Genomic DNA, 19,306 nt, shown 5'->3' on the forward strand with positions numbered 1-19,306 from the left:
TAATTTATGCCCCAATAACAGGAGTTCTACTCCGTGTCATTAACAATCTTCTTATTTTTTTATTCGCTCCTGAGGCAAAGCACATGCTTGTTTAAAGTATAACTGTATGTTTTGCTGCTTCGAGTATACCCTTAAAACAAACTTATGGCCAAACATCTACTCGTTTTACTTCTATTTCTTTTATCCACTTCTGCTAAAAGTATAGCGGTTACACCTGCAGGAGATAATAACAAAGCGGACACATTCCAGAACGGGGCAGACTCGGGTGAAAGCTTGGCCTTGGCATACGGCGATGAATGGGGAAATAATCTTTTTACCGCCAAGTCGCGTTTTGCTGCCAGGTATGCAACGCCTACCATAACGATGGGGGCGCTTCCGGCTAGCTATAGCACATGCTCTGGCGCTACGTTGGATATTCCCTTCACCACCACAGGCACTTTCCAGGCAGGAAACACTTTCCGGGTACTGCTTTCCGATAAAAACAGCTCTTTTTTAGCGTCTACTACTATCGGGGAGGGTATGGCGAGCCCTATCAGGGTTACTATTCCCGGCGGCATCGAAGCGGGTGCCGGCTACAAACTACAAGTTATCGCCACCTCTCCTTACACGGCGGATGAGGCAAATGCTAAAAGCATCCAAATCATTACAGTACCCGATCAGCCTGCTCCGATTGCAGGCCCAACAGAAGTGTGCCTCCACAGCGAAGCCGCGTTCAGCGTGGCGCAAGTGGCAGGCGCGGAAGGGTACACCTGGACAGTGCCGGATAGTTGGAGCATAATAACAGGCCAGGGAACACACAGGATTACTGTACGGGCAGGAACAAAGCCCGGAACTGTATCAGTGGTAGCCTATAACCAGTGCGGCGTAAGTGCGGCACAAACTGTAAGCATCAAAAGTATAACCGTACCCGATCAGCCTGCAGTTATTAATGCCACTAAAACAGAAGTATGCTCCGGCAGCGAAGTTGGGTACAGTGTGGCGCAGGTAACAGGTGCAACAGGGTATACCTGGACGGTGCCAAACGGCTGGATGATAACATCAGGCCAAGGGACAAGCAGTATTACAGTTATTGTAGGATCTCAGTCCGGAAATATATCAGTATCTGCTCATAACCAGTGCGGTGTAAGCGCGGCACAAATGATGAATGTGGAGATAGACACGCCTGTTGCCCCTGCAGTGGTTGCTGTTCGCAACTGTGAGGACGGAAGCGTAACCTTGCAGGCCTCCGGAGCCTGGGCAGAAAGCGCTTACTACTGGTACACCTCCGCCACTGGCAAGGAGTATGTTGCTACAGGATCATCCTATAAAACGGACCCGCTAACAGCCACTACTACATATTACGCTTCCCTGGAGACGAGAGGCGGCTGTGAGGGGCCAAGGACTGCAATCACCGTGCAGGCTTACCCAGTACCAACTGTAACTGCCGGACCAGATGAGACTGTTTGTGCTGATGCGGCAGCTTTGCAGCTTACAGGTTTTAGCCCTGAAGACTACGGATCATGGTCAGGCGCGGGAGTATCAACAGAAGGCATTTTTAACCCTCAGCTTGTAGGGCCTGGCGTTTATGAGTTAACCTATACTTACAGTTATCCTTCGGAGTGTGCCTATACCGCCACAAAAAACATAACCGTTACCACCTGCACCGGGCTCCCGGAGAGCAGGCTGGCAGCCGAACTTATACTTTACCCCAACCCGACCCGGGCAGAGACACAAGTGGTGCTGCCGCTGCTAAAAGCGACGGGTTTAACACTGCGCCTCCTGGATGCCAAGGGACAGCAGTTGCATGAGCAAGTTTACCCAAATGTGCACGGCGAGTTTAAGCAGGTGATGGATCTAAGAAATAAGCCCAAGGGCATTTACCTGCTTCAGCTAATTCTGGATGATGGTGTAATCACAAAGCGGTTGATGAAGGAGTAATACCTGCTTCGTACCGTCTTTATAAAAGAACAGGCTGCTATTCAGCGGGCTGTTCTTTTATTACCCAAACATATCGTACCTTTGCCAGCTGGTTTCCGAAACGAACTAATACAGACCCGCAATGGTTTTCAGTTACTGAAGATTAACGCGTTAATACATAGCTAAGTGAAAGTAAGATCTCTAAAGAAAGATAAGGTAAACGTAATTACACTGGGTTGCTCTAAAAACCTGGTGGATTCGGAAGTACTGATGGGGCAGCTGCGCGCCAATGAGTTTGAGGTGGCGCATGAGTCTGAGAACGACGATTCTAACATTATCATCGTGAACACCTGCGGCTTTATCGACAATGCCAAACAGGAGTCTATCGATACCATTCTGCGCTACGCCGAGGCCAAAGAGTCCGGGCAGATCGACAAGCTGTACGTAACCGGGTGTTTATCGCAGCGCTACAAGGACTCGCTGGAGGAGGAGATTCCGCAGGTGGACGCCTACTTCGGCACGCTGGAGCTGCCGCAGCTGCTCAAGAAGCTAGAGGCTGACTACAAGCACGAGCTGATCGGGGAGCGCCTGATCACCACGCCTTCGCACTTCGCTTACTTTAAGATTGCCGAGGGCTGTAACCGCCCTTGCTCGTTCTGCGCCATCCCGCTGATGCGCGGCAAGCACGTAGACCGCCCGATTGAGGATTTGGTGAAGGAGGCTAAGCGCCTGGCAAGTATGGGTACGAAGGAACTGGTGCTGATTGCCCAGGACCTAACTTACTATGGCCTGCAGCACTACGGTGAGCGTAAGCTGGCAGATCTTTTAAGAAACCTTTCGGATGTGGAAGGCATTGACTGGATCCGAATGCAGTATGCCTACCCGTCGCAGTTTCCGATGGAGGTTTTTGATGTGATGAACGAGCGTGAGAACATCTGTAAATACCTGGACATGCCGCTGCAGCACATCTCGGACAACATGCTCAAGACCATGCGCCGTGGCATTAGCAAGCGTCGCACTATCGAGTTGGTAGACCAGATCCGCCAGCGCGTGCCAGACATCGCCCTGAGAACAACCCTGATCGCCGGTCACCCGGGCGAGACGGAGCAGGATTTCCAGGAGCTGTATGACTGGGTAGAGGAAACACGCTTTGACAGGCTCGGCATCTTTACGTACTCGCATGAGGATAACACGCACTCTTATACTTTGGAGGACAACGTGCCGGAAGAAGTGAAGCAGGAGCGCGCCGACGCCATCATGGAGCTGCAGCAGGGCATCTCAGTGGAGCTGAACGAGGAGAAGATCGGCAAGACCTACAAGGTGCTTTTCGACCGTAAGGAGAGTGGCTACTTCGTGGGCCGCACCCAGTACGACTCTCCGGAGGTAGACAACGAGGTACTCGTACCAGCCGACAGCAACTACGTACGCCTCGGCGACTTCGCCAACGTGAAGATTACCGACGCGTCTGATTTTGATTTGTATGGTGAGGTGGTCGTGTAAGACCTCCCCCTGCCCCCTCCTAAAAACAGGAGGGGGTGTGAAGATACTTTTAAAAAGCCCTTTCCATTTTAAGATGGAAAGGGCTTTTGCTTTTTGGAACAGTATGAATGGGATTGCTGTTTGCTGGAAAAGTATACGTCTATGCGGAAAGACCAATTGCACAGTATGCCTAATCTGAGGCAAGAGCGATCTTTTTTAAGGTGTAACATGACTCCTGCAGAGAAAGAGTTGTGGAGGTTGCTGCGGAAACACAAGTTGGCAGGCCGCAAATTCAGAAGACAGCACAGTATCGGCAGTTATATTGTAGATTTTTACTGTGCCGCCGAGAAATTAGTATTAGAAGTTGATGGTTCTGTGCACGACACACCCGATGCTATTGCAAATGATTTAATGAGAAATGAAACCTTGCAACATTTGGGCTACAAAGTCATCCGCATCAGAAACAGTGAAGTTTTCGAACACCCAGAACTGGTGCTACAAAGAATCGCCTCGATGTTTAGCAAAAACTACTAGCGTACCCCTCCTGTTTTTAGGAGGGGGCAGGGGGAGGTCATAATACATACCTGCTCAGCACCCTATAAGCCTCGTTTATATTATCACCCTTCCGGAAGTCCTGCTTGATGGTTGGCTCTGACTCGCCGGTGAGCCAGATCTTGAGCTCTGCGTCCAGGTCTGCAATGCCGGCGCTCTCTTTGGAGAACATCTTAATGCTGCCGTAAGGTATACTTTGGTAATCCACCTTCGTGCCGGTGAGGCCCTGCTTGTTTACAAGTATAAGCCGTTTGTTGGTGAACACGAGCATGTCGCGGATCAGCTTGTAGGCCCGCTCGATGCGCTCGTCGTCAATCAGGATGGGCTGAAACTCCCTGGACAGTTTTTCGATGGACACCTCGGAGGCGTGGCCCATCATACCGCTTAATAATCCCATGAGTATAGAAGTATAGGTTAGAAAAGTTATCTCCTGCTGTACGATTGATGGCGGAATAGTTTTCGCCATTACCCGATTTGAGCAGGTGCAACTACTGCTCATGCCCCTCTTCCTGCTTTCTATCGTATCATCTGCAAAACAAGAAATAAAACCTTTACTTTGTGCCGAAGCGGCAAAGTATAAATTAGCCGCAACACATTTCGGGCTAAACTGTTAAAAGGGCTACACCTACGGCTACAAAGCAGATGGAAGTACAAACCATGAAAATCACGAAGCTAGACTACGCCGCCACGGGCGCGTTTTCCAAGACCATAACCGATTACCTTTGTTGTAGCGAGCAGTTGCAACCATTCTACAACCGCTTCCCGACCTTGGAAACCTTCGGGACCCAGCTGAAGGAGAAAAGCTTTAGCGGCGCGCAGCGGAAAACCCTGCACCAGGCACTGCAGGAGCAGTATACTTCCATCTCTGAGGTAAATCCCAAAGTGCAGGAGAACATTGATCTGCTGCAGCAGCCAAACACCTACACCGTTACCACCGGGCACCAGCTCAACATTTTTACCGGCCCGCTATACTTTGTGTATAAAATCATCACGGCCATCAACACCTGCCGCCAGCTAAAAGAGCAGTACCCCGACTATAACTTTGTGCCGGTATACTGGATGGCCACCGAAGACCACGACTTTGCCGAGATCAACCACTTTAACCTGTTCGGGAAAAAGTATACCTGGCAGAGCGAGCAAACCGGCGCCGTGGGCCGCTTCTCCACCAAAGACATGGAGCCGCTGCTGGCAGACCTGCCGGAGGCATACCCGGTGTTTGAGGACGCCTACCGCAATAGCAGGAACCTGGCGGACGCCACCCGTGCCATCACGCATTCCCTGTTCGGGGACTATGGCCTGGTAAGTATAGACGGCGACGACAAATTGCTGAAAAAGGCCCTGATCCCGGTGGTGGAGCAGGAACTGACCGAGCAGCTCTCGAACCGTCTGGTGGAAGAGACGAGCCAGCAGTTGGAGGAACTGGGCTACAAACCGCAGGTATACTCCCGCGAGATCAACATGTTTTACCTGACCGACGGCCTGCGCGAACGCATTGTGCAGGAAGGGAGCAAGTATAAAATCCTGAACACCAACCTAAGTTATACGTTGGAGGAACTGCAGCAGGAGGCGCAGGAGCATCCGGAGCGCTTTAGCCCAAATGTTATACTTCGCCCGCTGTATGAAGAGCTGATACTGCCGAACTTGGCCTACATCGGCGGTGGTGCCGAGGTGACGTACTGGTTCCAGCTCAAGAAGCTGTTTGCAAAGTATAACCTGGCCTTCCCGCTGCTGATGCTACGCAACTCGGCCCTATACATTAACCGCAGTAACGCCAGCCGCATGCACAAGCTGGGCCTGCAGCCACAAGACCTGTTCCAGGATTACCAGGAGCTGAAGAAGCAACTCTCCGGCCAGCTGCACGAGGAGGAGATAAACCTGGAGGCGCAGCGCGAGGCTGTGGCCGCCGCCTTTACCGAGGTAGAGAAGCTGGCCGAAAGTATAGACCCGACCCTGCAGAAAGCCGTGGGAGCCGAGGCGCAGAAAACCATCAATTCGCTGCAGATGCTCGAGAAGAAGATATCCAAGGCCCGCGACAGCAAACACGAGCAGACCTTTAAGCAACTGGAGAACCTGAAGGATAAACTTTTCCCGGGCGGAACGCTGCAGGAGCGCAAGGATAACCTGCTTACTTTCCAGACGAACAACCCTGACTTTATACCTGCCCTGGTAGAGGCTTTCGAGCCGCTGGAGTTTAAATTTACCGTACTGGAGGAAGAGGCGTAATGCTGAAGGCGGAGTTACGCAAACACATGCTGCGGCAGCGGCGCACCCTGCCACAGGAAGAGGTGCAGCAGCGCAGCGAACGTATAGCCGAAGTGTTTTTCCGTCACTTTCCGTTGCAGGTAGGCCAAACGGTGCATGTATTCCTGCCCATCATCAAGAACAACGAGGTCAACACCTGGAGCATCATCAACCGGCTGCGGCAGGAGCACCCCGAAGTGCGGGTAGCGGTGCCGGTAACCGATGTGGAACAGAACGTGCTTACGCACCACCACCTGACCGATGAGGCCGTGCTGATAGAAAACAACTGGGGCATACCCGAGCCGCAGGACGCGCACATTATACACGCCCAGGAGGTGGATGTGGTGCTGGTGCCGCTGCTGGCTTTCGATAAGGCGGGCCACCGTGTGGGCTACGGCAAAGGCTTCTACGACCGGTTTTTGGCCGACTGCCGCCCGGATGTGCTGAAGATTGGACTCTCGCTGGAGCCGCCCGTGGAAAACATAGCTGACCCTAACCCGTTTGATGTGCCGCTGGATGCCGTGGTGATGCCGCACGGGGTATGGTGGGCTTCAGAATAACAACAGGTAAATTTTTTTTAATAAATATATTTGTAGAAACAAACGTATAGCCCTCTAAGGCTTATTTTTTAATAAGCTATGTTGTACTTTTGTAATTCGCCTTGGCCGGTGCAGGCGCACAGGCCTGCCATACCTGTTGCTGATGTAAGGAAAATCCGTTATTTTAGTAAGAAGATGCCCAAAACCAAGAAAGAAATCATTCTAGACACCGCATTAAACCTCTTTGCAGAAAAAGGGTACGATGCCACCCCAACCAGCCAGATAGCCAAAGCGGCTGGCGTATCAGAAGGCCTTATATTTAAGCACTACATCAGCAAGGAAAACCTGCTGGATGCAGTTGTAAAAGCGGGTTATAGGCGCATTACCGAGAAGAGTAAGAAATCGGTGGAGGAGAATGACCCGGCCAAGCTGATCAGCAATGTGCTGGACATGCCGCAGAAGCTGGTGGAGGACGAGCGGGATTTCTGGCGGATGCAGTTCCGGATGGTGGACGAGGAAGTGGCGCAGCGGCACCACCAGCGTTATTTGAACTCTGTAAAGGCCAAGCTGGTAGAGGCGTTCCGGAAGCTGGGGCATAAGGAGCCCGAGCTGGAGACGGAGATCCTGATGCTGTTGGTGGAGGGACTCTGGAGAGCCTACCTGACCAACGAGGATAAAACCCATTTCGCTAAAATGCTGGACCTGACAAAGGCAAAGTTCATCAACCAATAAGCTGAAGTATAAACCAGCATCATACTAAAACAGAAGAGCCTCCCGGCGCAACCGGGAGGCTCTTCTGTTTCTTATCCTGTAAAAACGCCTTAGCCTTTGTACACGATGTTGAATTTCTTCAGCTCATCCACCGGTCCGAAGTGCTGCTTCTCGATGGTTCTGCCGCGGCGCTTCAGGTGTACCTCCACTGGGGCCATGGTTCTGGTCATGTCGGAGTTAATCACCTTTACGTAAAATTTTCTGGCTTCTTCAGAGGCACCTTTCTCGAAAGTGTGCTTTTGCTGGTTGCCGTTTACCGGTAGTCCCGGAATTACCTGGTAAGAGGTGCAAACCACTTCATACTTAGGAAGAAACGGTTTGATGATGCTGGAAGATACTTTTCTAAGTAAGCTTTTCATATAGTAAACATTTAGGGGATGCTTCTTCTACACTGCAATGTAGCGTTTTATTTATTATTTCAAAGTATGGCGGCTGCAAAAAAGTGCAATTTAGTCCCTAACTATTTCGTTGTGGATTAGGTTCATCTTTGATCAGGACAAAATGCAAAAAAGTGTCGTGCAGCCTAAGCGGCTTGTTTCCAACACAAGAGGCAGGCAAAGTATAAGCGGTGTTAAAGTATAACTATTTGGTTGTCAGGGTGTCGGGTTGCTTGCCCTCCTTCTGTGCCTCTTCCACCCCTTCCTGTATCGTTTCTACCGCCTCTTCGTGGGTATCCTCGTCCGGGGCTGGGGCTACCTGCTCATACTTCTCGTCCGGCTCATAGCTCAGTGTCACAAAAATTGGGAAGTGGTCCGAGTTGATACCCTTCAGCCTTTTCATCTCCACCAGCTTGAAATGGTTGGAGTGGAAAATGTGGTCGAGGGGCCAGCGGAACATAGGGTAGTGGGCATGGTAGGTGCTAAAGAAGCCGCGGCCCACGCGCGGGTCCAGCAGCTGGCTTACCTCCTGGAAAAGCCGCGTGGTAGGCGACCAGGCCACATCATTAAAATCGCCGGCCACCACCACAGGGTATTTCGAGTCGGCCACCTCTCTGCCTACTATAATGATCTCTGCGTCGCGCTTACGCGAGTGCTCTTCCTCGGTAGGCACCGGCGGCTTGGGATGCACCCCCCTAAACTCAATCCAGGCGCCGCTGCGAAGCTGCATATACGTTTTAATGGATGGGATCTCATCATCCAGGATATAGCTGACCTTCTTCTGGCGGAGGGGCAGCTTGCTGTACAGGTGCATGCCGTAGGTGTTGGGTAGCGGCACCTCCACGCGGTAAGGGTAGGCTTTGGTAACCTCCTTCAGGCCTTCCTGCCACGCCGAGTCAGACTCCAGCGCCAGCAGTACATCCGGCTCATAGCTGTTTACCATTTCTATAAGATGGCTGTACGCTGTGTTAGTCATCAGCACATTAGAAACCAGGATGCTCAGGTGGGTGGTGTCGGAAAGGTCGCGCTCGGTCTGCTCCGTCTGCACCGGCGAAAGTATGGTGTAGGGGTAAATGTTGATCGATTGGTAAACCACAACGGTAACCAGCGTGAAAAGCAGCAACTTGCCCCTTTTGCGGTGCTGGTAATCGAAAAAGTAAAACAGCACCAGGCTAATGACGGCCAGGAAGAAAAGCTGCAGCCTCGGGAAATCGAAAACACGCACATACCATTCTTCTGAGGAGAAAAGCGGGATCACGGTACCGATGACAGCGATAGCTGCCAGGGCGCGGATCAGAATAATAAATGCTTGTTTCATAAGGGCTAGATTATTACCGCCTGCCGTGCAGAGGCTTTGGGTGGTGCCAACCGCTTTTCAAAGTTACTGCAACAGCCCTGCACCATAACCTGCATTACCTGTCGGCTGGCAGGGGCTTCACGCCGCGTGTCATCTCGCGTTTGCCCGGAGGGCCAGGTAGTGCCTCCACCTCGAAACCGGCTGCTTTCAGGCTGCGCTTAAAAGAGCCTTTGGCGCAGTAGGTAACCAATATGCCGCCCGGCCTTATGGCCTTGTATAGCCTCTCGAACATGGCATTGGACCACAGCTCCGGCTGCTTCTCGGGGGCAAAGGCATCAAAGTACACCACATCGTAGTACGAGTTCGGTGCCACATACTCCTCCAGCGACTCGTGCATTTTTTGCAGCGTAAAGTATGGGATGATTTCTGCAGGCACATTCCAGGGGGCAGCATGCAGCTTCAGGAAGTACTCGTGCAGCTCTGGGTTCAGGATGATGTTCTCATAGTGCAGCTGCTGTACCACCTCCTCGGAGAGTGGGTACTTCTCCAGCGTATCGTACTGGATAAAGGCTTTTTTTGCCAGCGCGAACGGGAAGGTAAGGATGGCGTTCAGGCCGGTGCCGAAACCAACCTCCAGCACCTTCAGGTCCTTTTTTTGCTCCAGCACATGCTCCAGGCCATACTTTATAAACACATGCTGCGACTCCTGCAGGGCACCGTGCACCGAGTGGTAGTGCTCGTTTAGTTCGGGCACGTAAAGGGTGTTGGAACCGTCTTTTGTCTGTCGGATTTCGAGGTGCATGTTTTTTGTATTACTTTGCAAAGGTACGCATTACTGCCATGAGGCCGCAATATATACGAATCAGAATTTAATAAAATAAAATGAGCCGGCAAGCGGATTTAAAGTATAATACTGCCGCTACCGCTGTTTCTGTACCATATGGCACGAGTTAAAGTAGATATTCCCACCCACACCCACTTTACGGCGCATATTCCGGTGCGCGTTACCGACCTCAACTATGGCAACCACCTCGGCAACGACGCCCTGCTTTCCATTATGCACGAGGCGCGCATGCAGCTGCTAAACCACTTCGGCTGGAGCGAGCTAGAATTGGCCGGGGCAAGTATGATTATGGCCGATGTCGCGATCGAGTACAAGGGCGAGGGCTTTTACGGCGATGTGCTAAGTATAAGCCTGGCGTTTAACGACCTGAACAAATATGGCTTCGTCATCACCTACCACATCACCAACCAAAATGGCAAAGAAGTGGCCCGCGCCAAGACCGGCATGCTGTGCTTTAACTACCAGGAGCGCAAACTAATGAGCCTGCCCACTCAAGTAAAGGAAAAGATTGAAACTAAAGCCTGAGGATTTTTGTAATTTTGCAGTATGAGTTTGATTGCAGATATAAATATCCTGAATAAAAAGGACATCCGGAAGCTGACGCTGGACGACCTGAAGGCGTGGCTGGTGGAGAACGGGGAGAAGGCTTTCCGGGCCAAGCAAGTATACGAGTGGCTCTGGAAGCACTCGGCACAGTCGTTTGCGGAGATGAACAACGTGAGCCTGGCCCTGCGCGAGAAGCTGGACCAGCACTTCACCATAAACGCGGTGCAGGTGGCCACCGAGCAGCTGAGCAACGACGGCACCATAAAGTCAGCTTTCAAACTGCACGACGCCCACATTGTAGAGGGGGTGCTGATTCCGCACGACGAGCGTAAAACCGCCTGTGTGAGCAGTCAGGTAGGGTGCTCGCTTACCTGCAAGTTCTGCGCTACCGGCTACATGGACCGTGTCCGCAACCTCGATGCCGCCGAGATCTACGACCAGGTGGTGCGCATCAACGAGCAGAGTCTGAAGCAGTATAACCAGCCGCTCACCAACATCGTGTACATGGGCATGGGCGAGCCGATGCTGAACTACGCCAACGTGATGAAGAGCATCGAGCGCATCACGGCACATGATGGCCTGGGGATGGCTGCCCGCCGCATCACGGTTAGTACCGCCGGTATCGCCAAGATGATCAAGAAGATGGCTGATGATGGCGTGAAGGCAAATCTGGCCCTGTCGCTGCACGCGGCCAACGATGAGAAGCGCAACCAGATCATGCCGATAAACGAGACCAACTCTTTGGAGGCTCTGAAGGATGCGCTGAAGCACTACCACCAGGTAACCGGCCGCAAGGTAACGTATGAGTACATCGTGTTCGATAACTTCAACGATACCCTGCAGGATGCCGAGGAACTGCTTCGCTTCTCCAAAATCATCCCGTGCAAGATCAACCTGATTGAATATAACCCGATCGAGAACGCCGATTTCGTGAATACGGATGATGACCGCCTGCAAGCGTTTATCTACTACCTGGCCGACCGTGGCCTGCAGGTAAACGTGCGCCGCAGCCGTGGAAAGGACATCGACGCTGCCTGTGGCCAGCTGGCCGTGAAGGAGAAGCTGCCTGCGTAAAGTATAAATCTCAGTTTAGAGTATAAGAGAACGGCCCCTGCTACACTAGCAGGGGCCGTTCTCTTATACTCTAAATTTGATAGAAAAAAATTCCCCTCTGGCGCCCCGAAAGGTTTCGGGGTGTCTTTTTATGATGTTGAGTTTGTAACTCAACTGGCTCGCAGAGCCATACTTTATACTTTGGTTGTACTTCGTACCTGTCTATTTATACTTGTCTAGCCTTCCTATAACATGAGTCAAGCTATACTTTATAGCTGCTGCTGATCCTAAGTCTTACAATCCTATCGTTTCATCTCTGACTTTGGCTCCCTCAAGGCCGGGAGGCCTCGTCTTCGGGCATCGCGCTGGGAGCTTTTCTTTGCTCGCTGTCGTTTTGCAATCCCTTCGGGACCGAAAAACTCGCATAGGCGCTCAACCCAAAGACTGGAATCAGTTCGATAGCCGCCGCTGACGGAGCTTGTACCAAGTCCCCCTTCGAAGGGGGCAGGGGGATGACCCGAAATGGCTGAGGATACGAAGCTTATACCTCTGATGTGACAGCTACCGAATTCCCCTCCTTAAGCAAGGAGGGGTAGGGGTGGTTGGAACCGGTACTGCGAAACTCCCTCTCCTGTTTTGGGGGTAGGGGTGGGTTTACACTTCTGATGATACCAGCAGTTAAGCAACCTATACTTTAGCTAAAGCAATCACGACTTCCCATCCTTAGACAAGAAGGTTGTTACCAACAACGCTGTCAACCACTTGAGGCAGAGGCATCCGCTTGCGCCAGACTGTTTATCGAATAACCAACAACGATCAGCCAAAGTTACCCCTCATACCTCCCCTCTGCCCGTGGCCGGCCGGTGCCCTCGCGGTCTTTTGGTTTGTCGGTAATCTCCCGCTCCTCCACAAACACGGCGTGCGCCTTAGGTGATATTTTCTGGCCAAATTTACGGGCATACTGCTGGGTAACCTCGGCACCGTAAAACACGATCATGGAGGAGTAATAGATCCAGACAAGTATAAGTATGATGGAGCCGGCGGCGCCGTAGGCCGAGCCGGGGTCGGAGGTGCCGATGTACCAACTGATAAGGAACTTGCCGATAGTGAAAAGTATAGCCGTGATCAGGGCCCCGATCAGGGTGTCTTTCCAGCGGATGTGCGCATCTGGCAGGTACTTATAAATAAGGGCAAACAGCAGTGTGATCAGGCCGATGGAGATAGCGAAATCAAGGAGCTTGATCACCCACACGCCAATGCCCGGCAGCAGTTCCGACAGGTAATCGCTCAGCACCGACACAGCCGCGCTTATGATGAAGGAGATAAGCATGAGCAACGCAATACTCAGGATGAGGCCGAAAGAGAACAAACGCTCTTTAGCCATGCGCATGATGCTGCTCGTTGGTTTCACCTTAATATCCCAGACGCTGTTGAGCGACTGCTGCAGTGTAACGAAGAAAGTGGTGGAGGCAAAGATCAGCGTACCGATACCGACCCACATCGCCCATCCTGTAGACTCCTGGGTGCTGGCGTTCTGCACCATGGTTTGTACCTGGGAGGCCGCATCCGGGCTTATGGCCTGCGATACCTGGTCCTCCAGCTTACCTGACACGGCCTGTTCTCCGAAGAAGAAGCCGGCCGCCTTAATAACAATAAGTAGTAGCGGCGGGATGGAGAAAATTGCGTTATAAGCCAGCGCTGCCGCTAGCCGAAGCGAGTTGTTCTCAAGAAAATTGTTGACGGAAACCCTCATCAACTGAAAGATTCCTTGAAGTGTATAATTAGCCATAGGCGTTTGTCCTTTTGTGGGATTAGGTACGCAGCGCCTGAATATTGGGTTAAATAATGTATGCCTGCACGGCTGACGCGGCATCCCGGGCAGGTATACATCCGTACACGAAAGCGCAACGATCAAGTATACACCGATGTCTCTGAAAAACCTGCTGAAACCGCTGCTGCTCTGCCTGTTGGCGCTGCCTCTGCTCTTTGCCTGTGCCCAGGACCCAGGCAACAAGGCGAAAGCCATAGCCCAGGAAGTAATGAAGAATATGGGTGGGGAGAAAGGCTGGAACGACACCCGCTACCTCGCCTGGACCTTTAGAGACCAGTACCAGGTATGGGACAAGCAGCAGAACCGCTTCCGGTGGGAGCAGGACAGCCTCGTGGCCATCATCAACACCGAAACAAAGGACGGGAAAGTATACGTGGACGGTAAGGAACTGCAGGACCCCGAGGAGAAGCGGGAGTTGCTGGAGCGCGCCCACGCCCTCTGGATAAACAACTCGTACTGGCTCGTGATGCCGTTTAAGCTGCAGGACCCGGGTGTTCACCTGGTGTATGTGGGCGAGGACAAAACCATGGATGGTGCCCAGGCCCATGTGCTGGAGATGACCTTTGAGGAGGTGGGGCTGACGCCGCAGAATAAGTATAAACTATGGGTGGATGAGGAGCAGGGCCTGATAACGCAATGGGCTTACTTCAAAAACAACGGGGATGCCGAGCCAGGCTTTACCCGCCGCTGGGGCAACTACAAGGACTTCGGAAGTATAAAGCTGGCCAGCGACCGCAGCAACCCTGAGAGCGACTTCGTGATTTCCCATATCGCCGCCCCCGCCCAAGTGCCGGATAAAGTGTTTAACAGCCCCAGGCCAATCGAGAAACTCTGATTTTTATACATTGACAAAGCATCATAAGACAAAGGACTTCTCTCTACCTGAAAGAAGTCCTTTGTCTTTTGCCGAAACTCTACTGCCTCGTAAAGCTACAGCTTATCGATAGTGGCTGTCAGTGTGCCCTTCGCGTTTACCACGGCCTTTATGCCGTCCTGGGTCAGGTAGAGATTGTCTGGGGTAATGTCCTTTATACTTCCGCGCAGCAGCACCGACTCGTGCACACGGCCTTGCTTGTCCAGGGTGGATTGCAGCATCTTTCTGGCATTATCCAGTTCGCCTTGCACCGGTATACTTACCTGCTGCTGTATCATTTCCTCAAACTTATTCTGGGCCAGCCAACTGGCGGTGCTCAAAATCCTGTCCTTGGTGTCGAGGTCGTAGGCTACGTCGCGCACCCGGATGGTGGCCGTTTCGGCATCGTAGTACGGGGTGCCGCGCAGGTATACTTTGCCCACGATCTTCTTGGTGAAGATGCCGGCCTTGGTCTTGCCGTTCACATCCAGCATCAGTACCAGTTGGTTACCGCCGGGCGTAATGGCTGCTTCGTTTACCGTAATCTCGCTCTTGCCTCCGTCAAAGGTATAGGTCTGTTTGGCCACCTGCTCCTGCACCATTTTGCTGGCGTGGGCATAGGGAATGCTGGCCGTTAAGCCGATCTGGATATCATCGCTCATGCGGCTGTCCATGATCAGCCTGGGCAGGGTTTTGTTTACCTGTACCTGTGGTTTGCCGTCGGTGGTAACGGTGATGTAGGAGGTGATGCCGAGGCGGGTGTTCAGGTTGCCGTTATGGGCCAGCAGCGGTGCCATGCGTATCTCCTTCGGAACCACGGTCAGCCAGGCGTTCAGGTCGTTGTTTAGCATTACGGGCTGTTGCAGTTGCTGCCAAGCCTCCGCCACATACTTCCTCACGTCCAGGCGGCTTTGCAGTTCCTTGTCCAGCTGCTTCGATAGCGTAGCCATTTGCTTGTGCAGGGTAGGCTCCACGAAACGGGCCAGGCCAATCCTGAGCGGGCCCAGCTCCAGTACCGGCTTGGTACTGCCCCACTCAAAATCCCCGCTGGTAATGGTGTTTATCTGGTAGTCCTCCGTCAGCCCTATTTTGCTTTCTGTTTTGATGATCATGTCGAAGGTGGTGTCCTCGGCCTTGTCGATGGATGGGCAGAGCTTGCACGGGTCCCATTTCCAGCGGCCTTTGGCGTAGATGCGCAGGGGCACCGTGAAGTATACTTTGTCGCGCTCGGCACGCATGCTAAGGCTACCATTTCGGGAGACGGTTACTGCAACGTTATCGTCGTTCAGGTTGGTATCTTTATAGAGGATGTCGGCGATTTCGTGGTTCAGCTTGTCTTCCAGGGCCGCCACCGAAATAGAAACGGGCACGGTAACCGACGATAGCTGAGGTTTGTAAGCAGGCGCCGCGGAAGCTGTGGCGGCAGGGGCGGCCGTGTTCAGTTTGTCGGTGCTGGAGCAGCCGGGTATGGCAACGGCTGAGGCCACCATCAGGAGCAGCACAAGCAGTGTTTGGATGTTTTTTAGACTCACGTATTTAGCTGGTTATAAAAAGCGGCGCAAGGTAGCACAGGTTTTCCATAACAGCTATAGGGCAAAGGTCGTTCCAGAAAGAAAGTAAGGTTAGTGGAGTTGTAGCAACATGCGCAGCATCTCCCGCAGCTCTTCCTCGGTGGCGGCTATTCCGCAGTCGGCAAGGGTGCCTTTGTTATAGGTGGCAAAAAAGGGGGTGCCTTTCAGCTTCACCTCCCTGCTGGATACCGGGTTCTCTTTGGCGTTCATGCGCAGGAAGGCAATCTCTTGATACATGGGCTCTTCAGAAATTCTTTTATACTTCGGCTGCATTACTTTGCAGATAGGGCAAGCCTCATCTGTAAATTTCACAATTACCTTATCACGTTCAAATATCAGTTTTCGCAGTTCGTTGTCGTTTGATTCTAGTACCATCATTGTCTATTTTCTTCAGTAGTGCCACCGGTCACAGAAGTATAGACGGGGTTTGGTAAATATGGGTTAAAACAGATATATGGGGAGGGCATGGGTAAAACAGCAAAGGCAGCAACTTCAGTTGCTGCCTTTGCCGGTTCCTTGGCGCTTTTAAATTGCAGTTGCTCCAGCACGCAATACGCTATCTGCTCCTCCGGTTGCTGCTATGTAAATGGCCAGTGTTCCACGTGTACCGCTCCGGTTAAAGTATACTTTTCCGCCTGGTCCTCGCTCTTTCGGATTTGCAATCCGAAAGTATAGTTGCCGCAGATTTGTAAACCTGGAACCTCTCTGCCGCAAGTTTAGCGGTAGCGTAACTTGTGGTTCAACATCATGTTGAGTTTGTAACTCAACTGGACCGGAGGGCCAAACAATAGGCCATAACAAGCGAGTTCAAGATCTTTTTTCGAAAATACTGTGTACTTTTCTGCTCCGCAGAAAGCAAGTTGAAAACTTGCAGCCATGAACAGCCACAAGTTACGCTACCGCTAAACTTGCGGCAGGTAAGGGTAGTCCTGAAAATCGTGGTAAAGGAGTCACCTATAAAATAAAAAAAGGCGATGCTGCCGCACCGCCTTTCCCTGTGGTTTATACTTTAGAGCTGCAGCTACACTGCCTGCTCCTGCTTCATCTTCTTCAGGTTCACGAGCATGTCCTCAGTCATGGCGTCCAGGTCATACTTCGGGTTCCAGCCCCAATCCTGCTGGGCAGCACTGTCGTCGATGCTTTGTGGCCACGAGTCGGCTATTTTCTGGCGGGAGTCCGGCTTGTATACGATTTCGAAATCCGGGATGTGCTTCTGGATAGAGGCCGCGATCTCTTTCGGGGAGAAGCTCATGGCGCTCAGGTTGTACGAGTCGCGCACTTTTATCTGCTCTGCCGGTGCGTGCATCAGGTCCAGGGTCGCCTTCAGGGCATCCGGCATGTACATCATCGGCAGGTAAGTGTCTTCGCTCAGGAAACACTCGAAGGTCTCATCCTCCAGGGCTTTGTGGTAAATATCCACGGCATAATCTGTGGTGCCGCCGCCCGGCAGAGCTTTGTAACCGATCAGGCCAGGGTAGCGGAGGCTGCGCACATCCAGGCCATACTTCTGGAAGTAGTACTCGCACCAGCGCTCACCAGCCTGCTTGCTGATGCCGTACACGGTGTTCGGGTCCATTATGGTTTGCTGTGGCGTGTTCTGTCGCGGCGTGCTCGGGCCGAAAACAGCGATAGAGCTTGGCCAGTAAACGCGGCCTACTTTGTGCTCCAGGGCCAGGTCCAGCACATTGAACAGGCCGTCCATGTTCAGTTTCCAGGCAAACTTGGGGTTCTTCTCACCGGTAGCCGACAGCACGGCCGCCAGGTGGTAGATCTGCTTGAATTTATACTTGGAGGCTAAGTCGGCCAGTACGTTCGTGTCCAGCACATCCACCTTCTCGAAAGGGCCTGAGTCGCGCAGGTCGGCTTGCTTGGGAGGGGCAATGTCGGCCGCCACCACGTTTGCATCACCATACATTTTGCGCAGCTCCATTGTGAGTTCAGAGCCCAGCTGCCCGCAGGCACCAATCACCAATACCGTGTCACTTGTGTTTGCCATAGCGAAATAAGAAATCTTTGCACAAAGTAACCGAATTCAGTGCAATCCAAAAAATATACTTCAAGAAGAAAGGCGGGGGGCGGGCGGAAAGTATAAAACGGAAAGAAGCCGCGGACTCAAAGTCAACGGCCTCTCCTCAACCTAACGTAAACTAACCGTTATTTCACCTTGGCAACAAAGGTATGGCGGGGTTAGAGGCGGGAAAAGTGCCCAGGGCAACCTTAACGATTAGATAACCCGGCGTAAACTATCGGTAACCTTAGCCCGGCGTGGCAGGCGGATTTTCTTATATTTGTAGGGATACCGGCACAAAGCAGCGCATGAATAGTCAATTTGAGCCCGAAACCGTAACTTGCGCCACCAAAGGCCTGTAACGTATGACATTTGAGGAGTTCCTGGTAAAAAAGCGGATAAACAAGGCGGCTTTTGAAGCGGCTGATCCGGCACGCTTTGCGGCGTGGCAGGAGATGTACGCCCAGATGCACCCCAACAGCTTTCTGGTGCAGGTGAAGATGGTGCTGAACGATGTGCGCCTGCGCTATCACCTGGCTGAAGAGGATATTCCGAAGCCAGAACCGACTGCTGCCCGTCCGGCCGCGGTGCGCAGGGCCGTTCCGCCTAAGCCTGCCACGGAAGAAACTGCCGCTCCGGCCGCAGCATCCGCCGGAGAAAGTACACCGAAACCAAGACCAGTAGTACGCCGGCCAGCCGCCATGCAGAAGCCCGCAGAGGGCGAGCCCACAGAAAAGCCGGCCACCACAGAAGCGGAGGAAACCAAGCCGGTTGCCAGACCTAGGCCAGTGGTGAAGCGGCCTGTTATACCTAAGCCATCGGCAGAGCATGCTGAGGGGGCAGAAAAACCGGAGACCAGCGAGGCTGCCAAGCCGGCTGCTCGCCCACGGCCAGTGATAAAGCGCCCTGCCGCACTGCAAAAGCCGGAGGAAGAGAGCGCTGCTCCCACACCATCAGATGAAAGTATAAATCCAGCTTCCGGGGAAACGCCTGCAGCTAAACCAGTACGCCCACGGCCGGTGATAAAACGCCCTGCAACGTTACAGCAGCCTAAACCGGAGGAAGAACAGCAGGAACAGGCCTCCGATCAGGCACCTGAAAGCGCACCAAAACCGCCACGGCCGCGGCCAGTGATGAAAAGGCCTGCCGCGTTGCAGAAGCCACAGGAGGAGCAGCCAAAGCCGGAGGCAGCGGTAGAGCAGTCTGCTGAAGAAACAGCACCCAAACCACTGCGCCCAAGGCCCGTTATCAAGCGACCGGTAGCACTGCAGAAGCCAAAGGAGGAGGCGCCGGAGCAAGGTATACCGGATGCTACAGAAGGGGCACCTGCGCCTGCCGCTGAAGATAAACCGAAACCGCCAAGGCCACGGCCCATCATACGCCGGCCACCGCCCAAAACCGACGAGACCGGCGAGGCAACCGGCCAGTGATCATACTTTAAAAAGAGA

Annotated in this window: 18 protein-coding genes; 10 read left to right on the top strand and 8 right to left on the bottom strand. The window is 52.7% G+C overall.

Translation table 11 applies throughout. The features are described 5' to 3' along the window. Positions 1-144: 144 nt before the first annotated feature. The 3 genes from OO017_RS18505 (at position 145) to OO017_RS18515 (ending at position 3,909) form a co-directional block, all read left to right on the top strand. Complete coding sequence (locus OO017_RS18505) at positions 145-1,917, top strand: PKD-like domain-containing protein (protein WP_266054189.1); 1,773 nt, start codon at positions 145-147, stop codon at positions 1,915-1,917. A gap of 165 nt (positions 1,918-2,082) precedes the next feature. Further along, positions 2,083-3,396: a 30S ribosomal protein S12 methylthiotransferase RimO gene (gene rimO / locus OO017_RS18510; RefSeq protein ID WP_266054190.1), complete on the top strand. Its 1,314-nt coding sequence runs from the start codon at positions 2,083-2,085 to the stop codon at positions 3,394-3,396. Between the two features lie 165 nt (positions 3,397-3,561). Next, positions 3,562-3,909: an endonuclease domain-containing protein gene (locus tag OO017_RS18515; RefSeq protein ID WP_266054257.1), complete on the top strand. Its 348-nt coding sequence runs from the start codon at positions 3,562-3,564 to the stop codon at positions 3,907-3,909. Between the two features lie 37 nt (positions 3,910-3,946). Here the strand turns inward: OO017_RS18515 and OO017_RS18520 are convergent, their stop codons facing one another. Further along, positions 3,947-4,324 (bottom strand): PH domain-containing protein, encoded by a 378-nt coding sequence (locus tag OO017_RS18520; RefSeq protein WP_266054191.1) that lies wholly within the window; start codon positions 4,322-4,324, stop codon positions 3,947-3,949. A 260-nt stretch (positions 4,325-4,584) separates the two neighbouring features. Here OO017_RS18520 and bshC point away from each other — a divergent pair, with 260 nt between their 5' ends. The 3 genes from bshC to OO017_RS18535 all read left to right on the top strand — a co-directional run bounded on the left by bshC (position 4,585) and on the right by OO017_RS18535 (position 7,439). Continuing rightward, positions 4,585-6,150 (top strand): bacillithiol biosynthesis cysteine-adding enzyme BshC, encoded by a 1,566-nt coding sequence (bshC, locus tag OO017_RS18525; protein WP_266054192.1) that lies wholly within the window; start codon positions 4,585-4,587, stop codon positions 6,148-6,150. Continuing rightward, the gene (locus tag OO017_RS18530) at positions 6,150-6,728 is read left to right on the top strand and encodes a 5-formyltetrahydrofolate cyclo-ligase (RefSeq protein ID WP_266054193.1); all 579 of its coding nucleotides are present in this window, start codon (positions 6,150-6,152) and stop codon (positions 6,726-6,728) included. The genes bshC and OO017_RS18530 overlap by 1 nt, the downstream gene beginning before the upstream one ends. A 78-nt stretch (positions 6,729-6,806) precedes the next feature. After that, positions 6,807-7,439 carry a TetR/AcrR family transcriptional regulator gene (locus OO017_RS18535; RefSeq protein ID WP_266054194.1) on the top strand — a complete coding sequence of 211 codons (633 nt, stop codon included), beginning with the start codon at positions 6,807-6,809 and terminating at the stop codon, positions 7,437-7,439. An 89-nt stretch (positions 7,440-7,528) separates the two neighbouring features. On the opposite strand, the gene OO017_RS18540 is transcribed toward OO017_RS18535, so the two are convergent. From OO017_RS18540 to mnmC2, 3 genes are all read right to left on the bottom strand, one after another. Then, complete coding sequence (locus OO017_RS18540; protein ID WP_266054195.1) at positions 7,529-7,837, bottom strand: hypothetical protein; 309 nt, start codon at positions 7,835-7,837, stop codon at positions 7,529-7,531. Between the two features lie 223 nt (positions 7,838-8,060). Continuing rightward, positions 8,061-9,173 (bottom strand): endonuclease/exonuclease/phosphatase family protein, encoded by a 1,113-nt coding sequence (locus OO017_RS18545; RefSeq protein ID WP_266054196.1) that lies wholly within the window; start codon positions 9,171-9,173, stop codon positions 8,061-8,063. Between the two features lie 94 nt (positions 9,174-9,267). Beyond that, entirely contained in the window at positions 9,268-9,954 is a 687-nt protein-coding gene (gene mnmC2, locus OO017_RS18550) for a tRNA (5-methylaminomethyl-2-thiouridine)(34)-methyltransferase MnmC2 (RefSeq protein WP_266054197.1), read from the bottom strand. A gap of 138 nt (positions 9,955-10,092) precedes the next feature. Here mnmC2 and OO017_RS18555 point away from each other — a divergent pair, with 138 nt between their 5' ends. Beyond that, positions 10,093-10,521 (top strand): acyl-CoA thioesterase, encoded by a 429-nt coding sequence (locus tag OO017_RS18555; RefSeq protein ID WP_266054198.1) that lies wholly within the window; start codon positions 10,093-10,095, stop codon positions 10,519-10,521. Between the two features lie 21 nt (positions 10,522-10,542). Further along, the gene (rlmN, locus tag OO017_RS18560) at positions 10,543-11,616 is read left to right on the top strand and encodes a dual-specificity RNA methyltransferase RlmN (protein ID WP_266054199.1); all 1,074 of its coding nucleotides are present in this window, start codon (positions 10,543-10,545) and stop codon (positions 11,614-11,616) included. 805 nt (positions 11,617-12,421) lie between these two features. Here rlmN and OO017_RS18565 read toward each other — a convergent pair. Beyond that, the gene (locus OO017_RS18565) at positions 12,422-13,384 is read right to left on the bottom strand and encodes a YihY/virulence factor BrkB family protein (protein ID WP_266054200.1); all 963 of its coding nucleotides are present in this window, start codon (positions 13,382-13,384) and stop codon (positions 12,422-12,424) included. Between the two features lie 136 nt (positions 13,385-13,520). Between OO017_RS18565 and OO017_RS18570 the strand changes: the two genes are divergently transcribed. Next, entirely contained in the window at positions 13,521-14,261 is a 741-nt protein-coding gene (locus OO017_RS18570; protein WP_266054201.1) for a DUF6503 family protein, read from the top strand. A 95-nt stretch (positions 14,262-14,356) separates the two neighbouring features. Here the strand turns inward: OO017_RS18570 and OO017_RS18575 are convergent, their stop codons facing one another. The 3 genes from OO017_RS18575 to OO017_RS18585 form a co-directional block, all read right to left on the bottom strand. Then, positions 14,357-15,811, bottom strand: coding sequence for a DUF4403 family protein (locus OO017_RS18575; protein WP_266054202.1), 1,455 nt, complete (start codon positions 15,809-15,811; stop codon positions 14,357-14,359). Between the two features lie 90 nt (positions 15,812-15,901). Then, positions 15,902-16,228, bottom strand: coding sequence for a thioredoxin family protein (locus tag OO017_RS18580; RefSeq protein ID WP_266054203.1), 327 nt, complete (start codon positions 16,226-16,228; stop codon positions 15,902-15,904). A 643-nt stretch (positions 16,229-16,871) separates the two neighbouring features. Further along, positions 16,872-17,846 (bottom strand): NAD-dependent epimerase/dehydratase family protein, encoded by a 975-nt coding sequence (locus tag OO017_RS18585; protein WP_266054204.1) that lies wholly within the window; start codon positions 17,844-17,846, stop codon positions 16,872-16,874. Between the two features lie 377 nt (positions 17,847-18,223). Between OO017_RS18585 and OO017_RS18590 the strand changes: the two genes are divergently transcribed. Then, a complete protein-coding gene (locus OO017_RS18590; RefSeq protein WP_266054205.1) occupies positions 18,224-19,288 on the top strand; it encodes a hypothetical protein in 1,065 nt (354 codons plus the stop codon). Positions 19,289-19,306 lie beyond the last annotated feature (18 nt).

Source organism: Pontibacter anaerobius (genome assembly GCF_026241195.1).
Classification (GTDB): Bacteria; Bacteroidota; Bacteroidia; order Cytophagales; family Hymenobacteraceae; genus Pontibacter; species Pontibacter anaerobius.

Excerpts from the sequence above, each read along its gene's own strand:
- OO017_RS18505 (WP_266054189.1), top strand. The coding sequence starts at position 145 with ATGGCCAAACATCTACTCGTTTTACTTCTATTTCTTTTATCCACTTCT.
- OO017_RS18515 (WP_266054257.1), top strand. The coding sequence starts at position 3,562 with ATGCCTAATCTGAGGCAAGAGCGATCTTTTTTAAGGTGTAACATGACT.
- OO017_RS18520 (WP_266054191.1), bottom strand. The coding sequence starts at position 4,324 with ATGGGATTATTAAGCGGTATGATGGGCCACGCCTCCGAGGTGTCCATC.
- bshC (WP_266054192.1), top strand. The coding sequence starts at position 4,585 with ATGAAAATCACGAAGCTAGACTACGCCGCCACGGGCGCGTTTTCCAAG.
- OO017_RS18530 (WP_266054193.1), top strand. The coding sequence starts at position 6,150 with ATGCTGAAGGCGGAGTTACGCAAACACATGCTGCGGCAGCGGCGCACC.
- OO017_RS18535 (WP_266054194.1), top strand. The coding sequence starts at position 6,807 with ATGTTGTACTTTTGTAATTCGCCTTGGCCGGTGCAGGCGCACAGGCCT.
- OO017_RS18540 (WP_266054195.1), bottom strand. The coding sequence starts at position 7,837 with ATGAAAAGCTTACTTAGAAAAGTATCTTCCAGCATCATCAAACCGTTT.
- OO017_RS18545 (WP_266054196.1), bottom strand. The coding sequence starts at position 9,173 with ATGAAACAAGCATTTATTATTCTGATCCGCGCCCTGGCAGCTATCGCT.
- mnmC2 (WP_266054197.1), bottom strand. The coding sequence starts at position 9,954 with ATGCACCTCGAAATCCGACAGACAAAAGACGGTTCCAACACCCTTTAC.
- OO017_RS18555 (WP_266054198.1), top strand. The coding sequence starts at position 10,093 with ATGGCACGAGTTAAAGTAGATATTCCCACCCACACCCACTTTACGGCG.
- rlmN (WP_266054199.1), top strand. The coding sequence starts at position 10,543 with ATGAGTTTGATTGCAGATATAAATATCCTGAATAAAAAGGACATCCGG.
- OO017_RS18565 (WP_266054200.1), bottom strand. The coding sequence starts at position 13,384 with ATGGCTAATTATACACTTCAAGGAATCTTTCAGTTGATGAGGGTTTCC.
- OO017_RS18570 (WP_266054201.1), top strand. The coding sequence starts at position 13,521 with ATGTCTCTGAAAAACCTGCTGAAACCGCTGCTGCTCTGCCTGTTGGCG.
- OO017_RS18580 (WP_266054203.1), bottom strand. The coding sequence starts at position 16,228 with ATGATGGTACTAGAATCAAACGACAACGAACTGCGAAAACTGATATTT.
- OO017_RS18585 (WP_266054204.1), bottom strand. The coding sequence starts at position 17,846 with ATGGCAAACACAAGTGACACGGTATTGGTGATTGGTGCCTGCGGGCAG.
- OO017_RS18590 (WP_266054205.1), top strand. The coding sequence starts at position 18,224 with ATGACATTTGAGGAGTTCCTGGTAAAAAAGCGGATAAACAAGGCGGCT.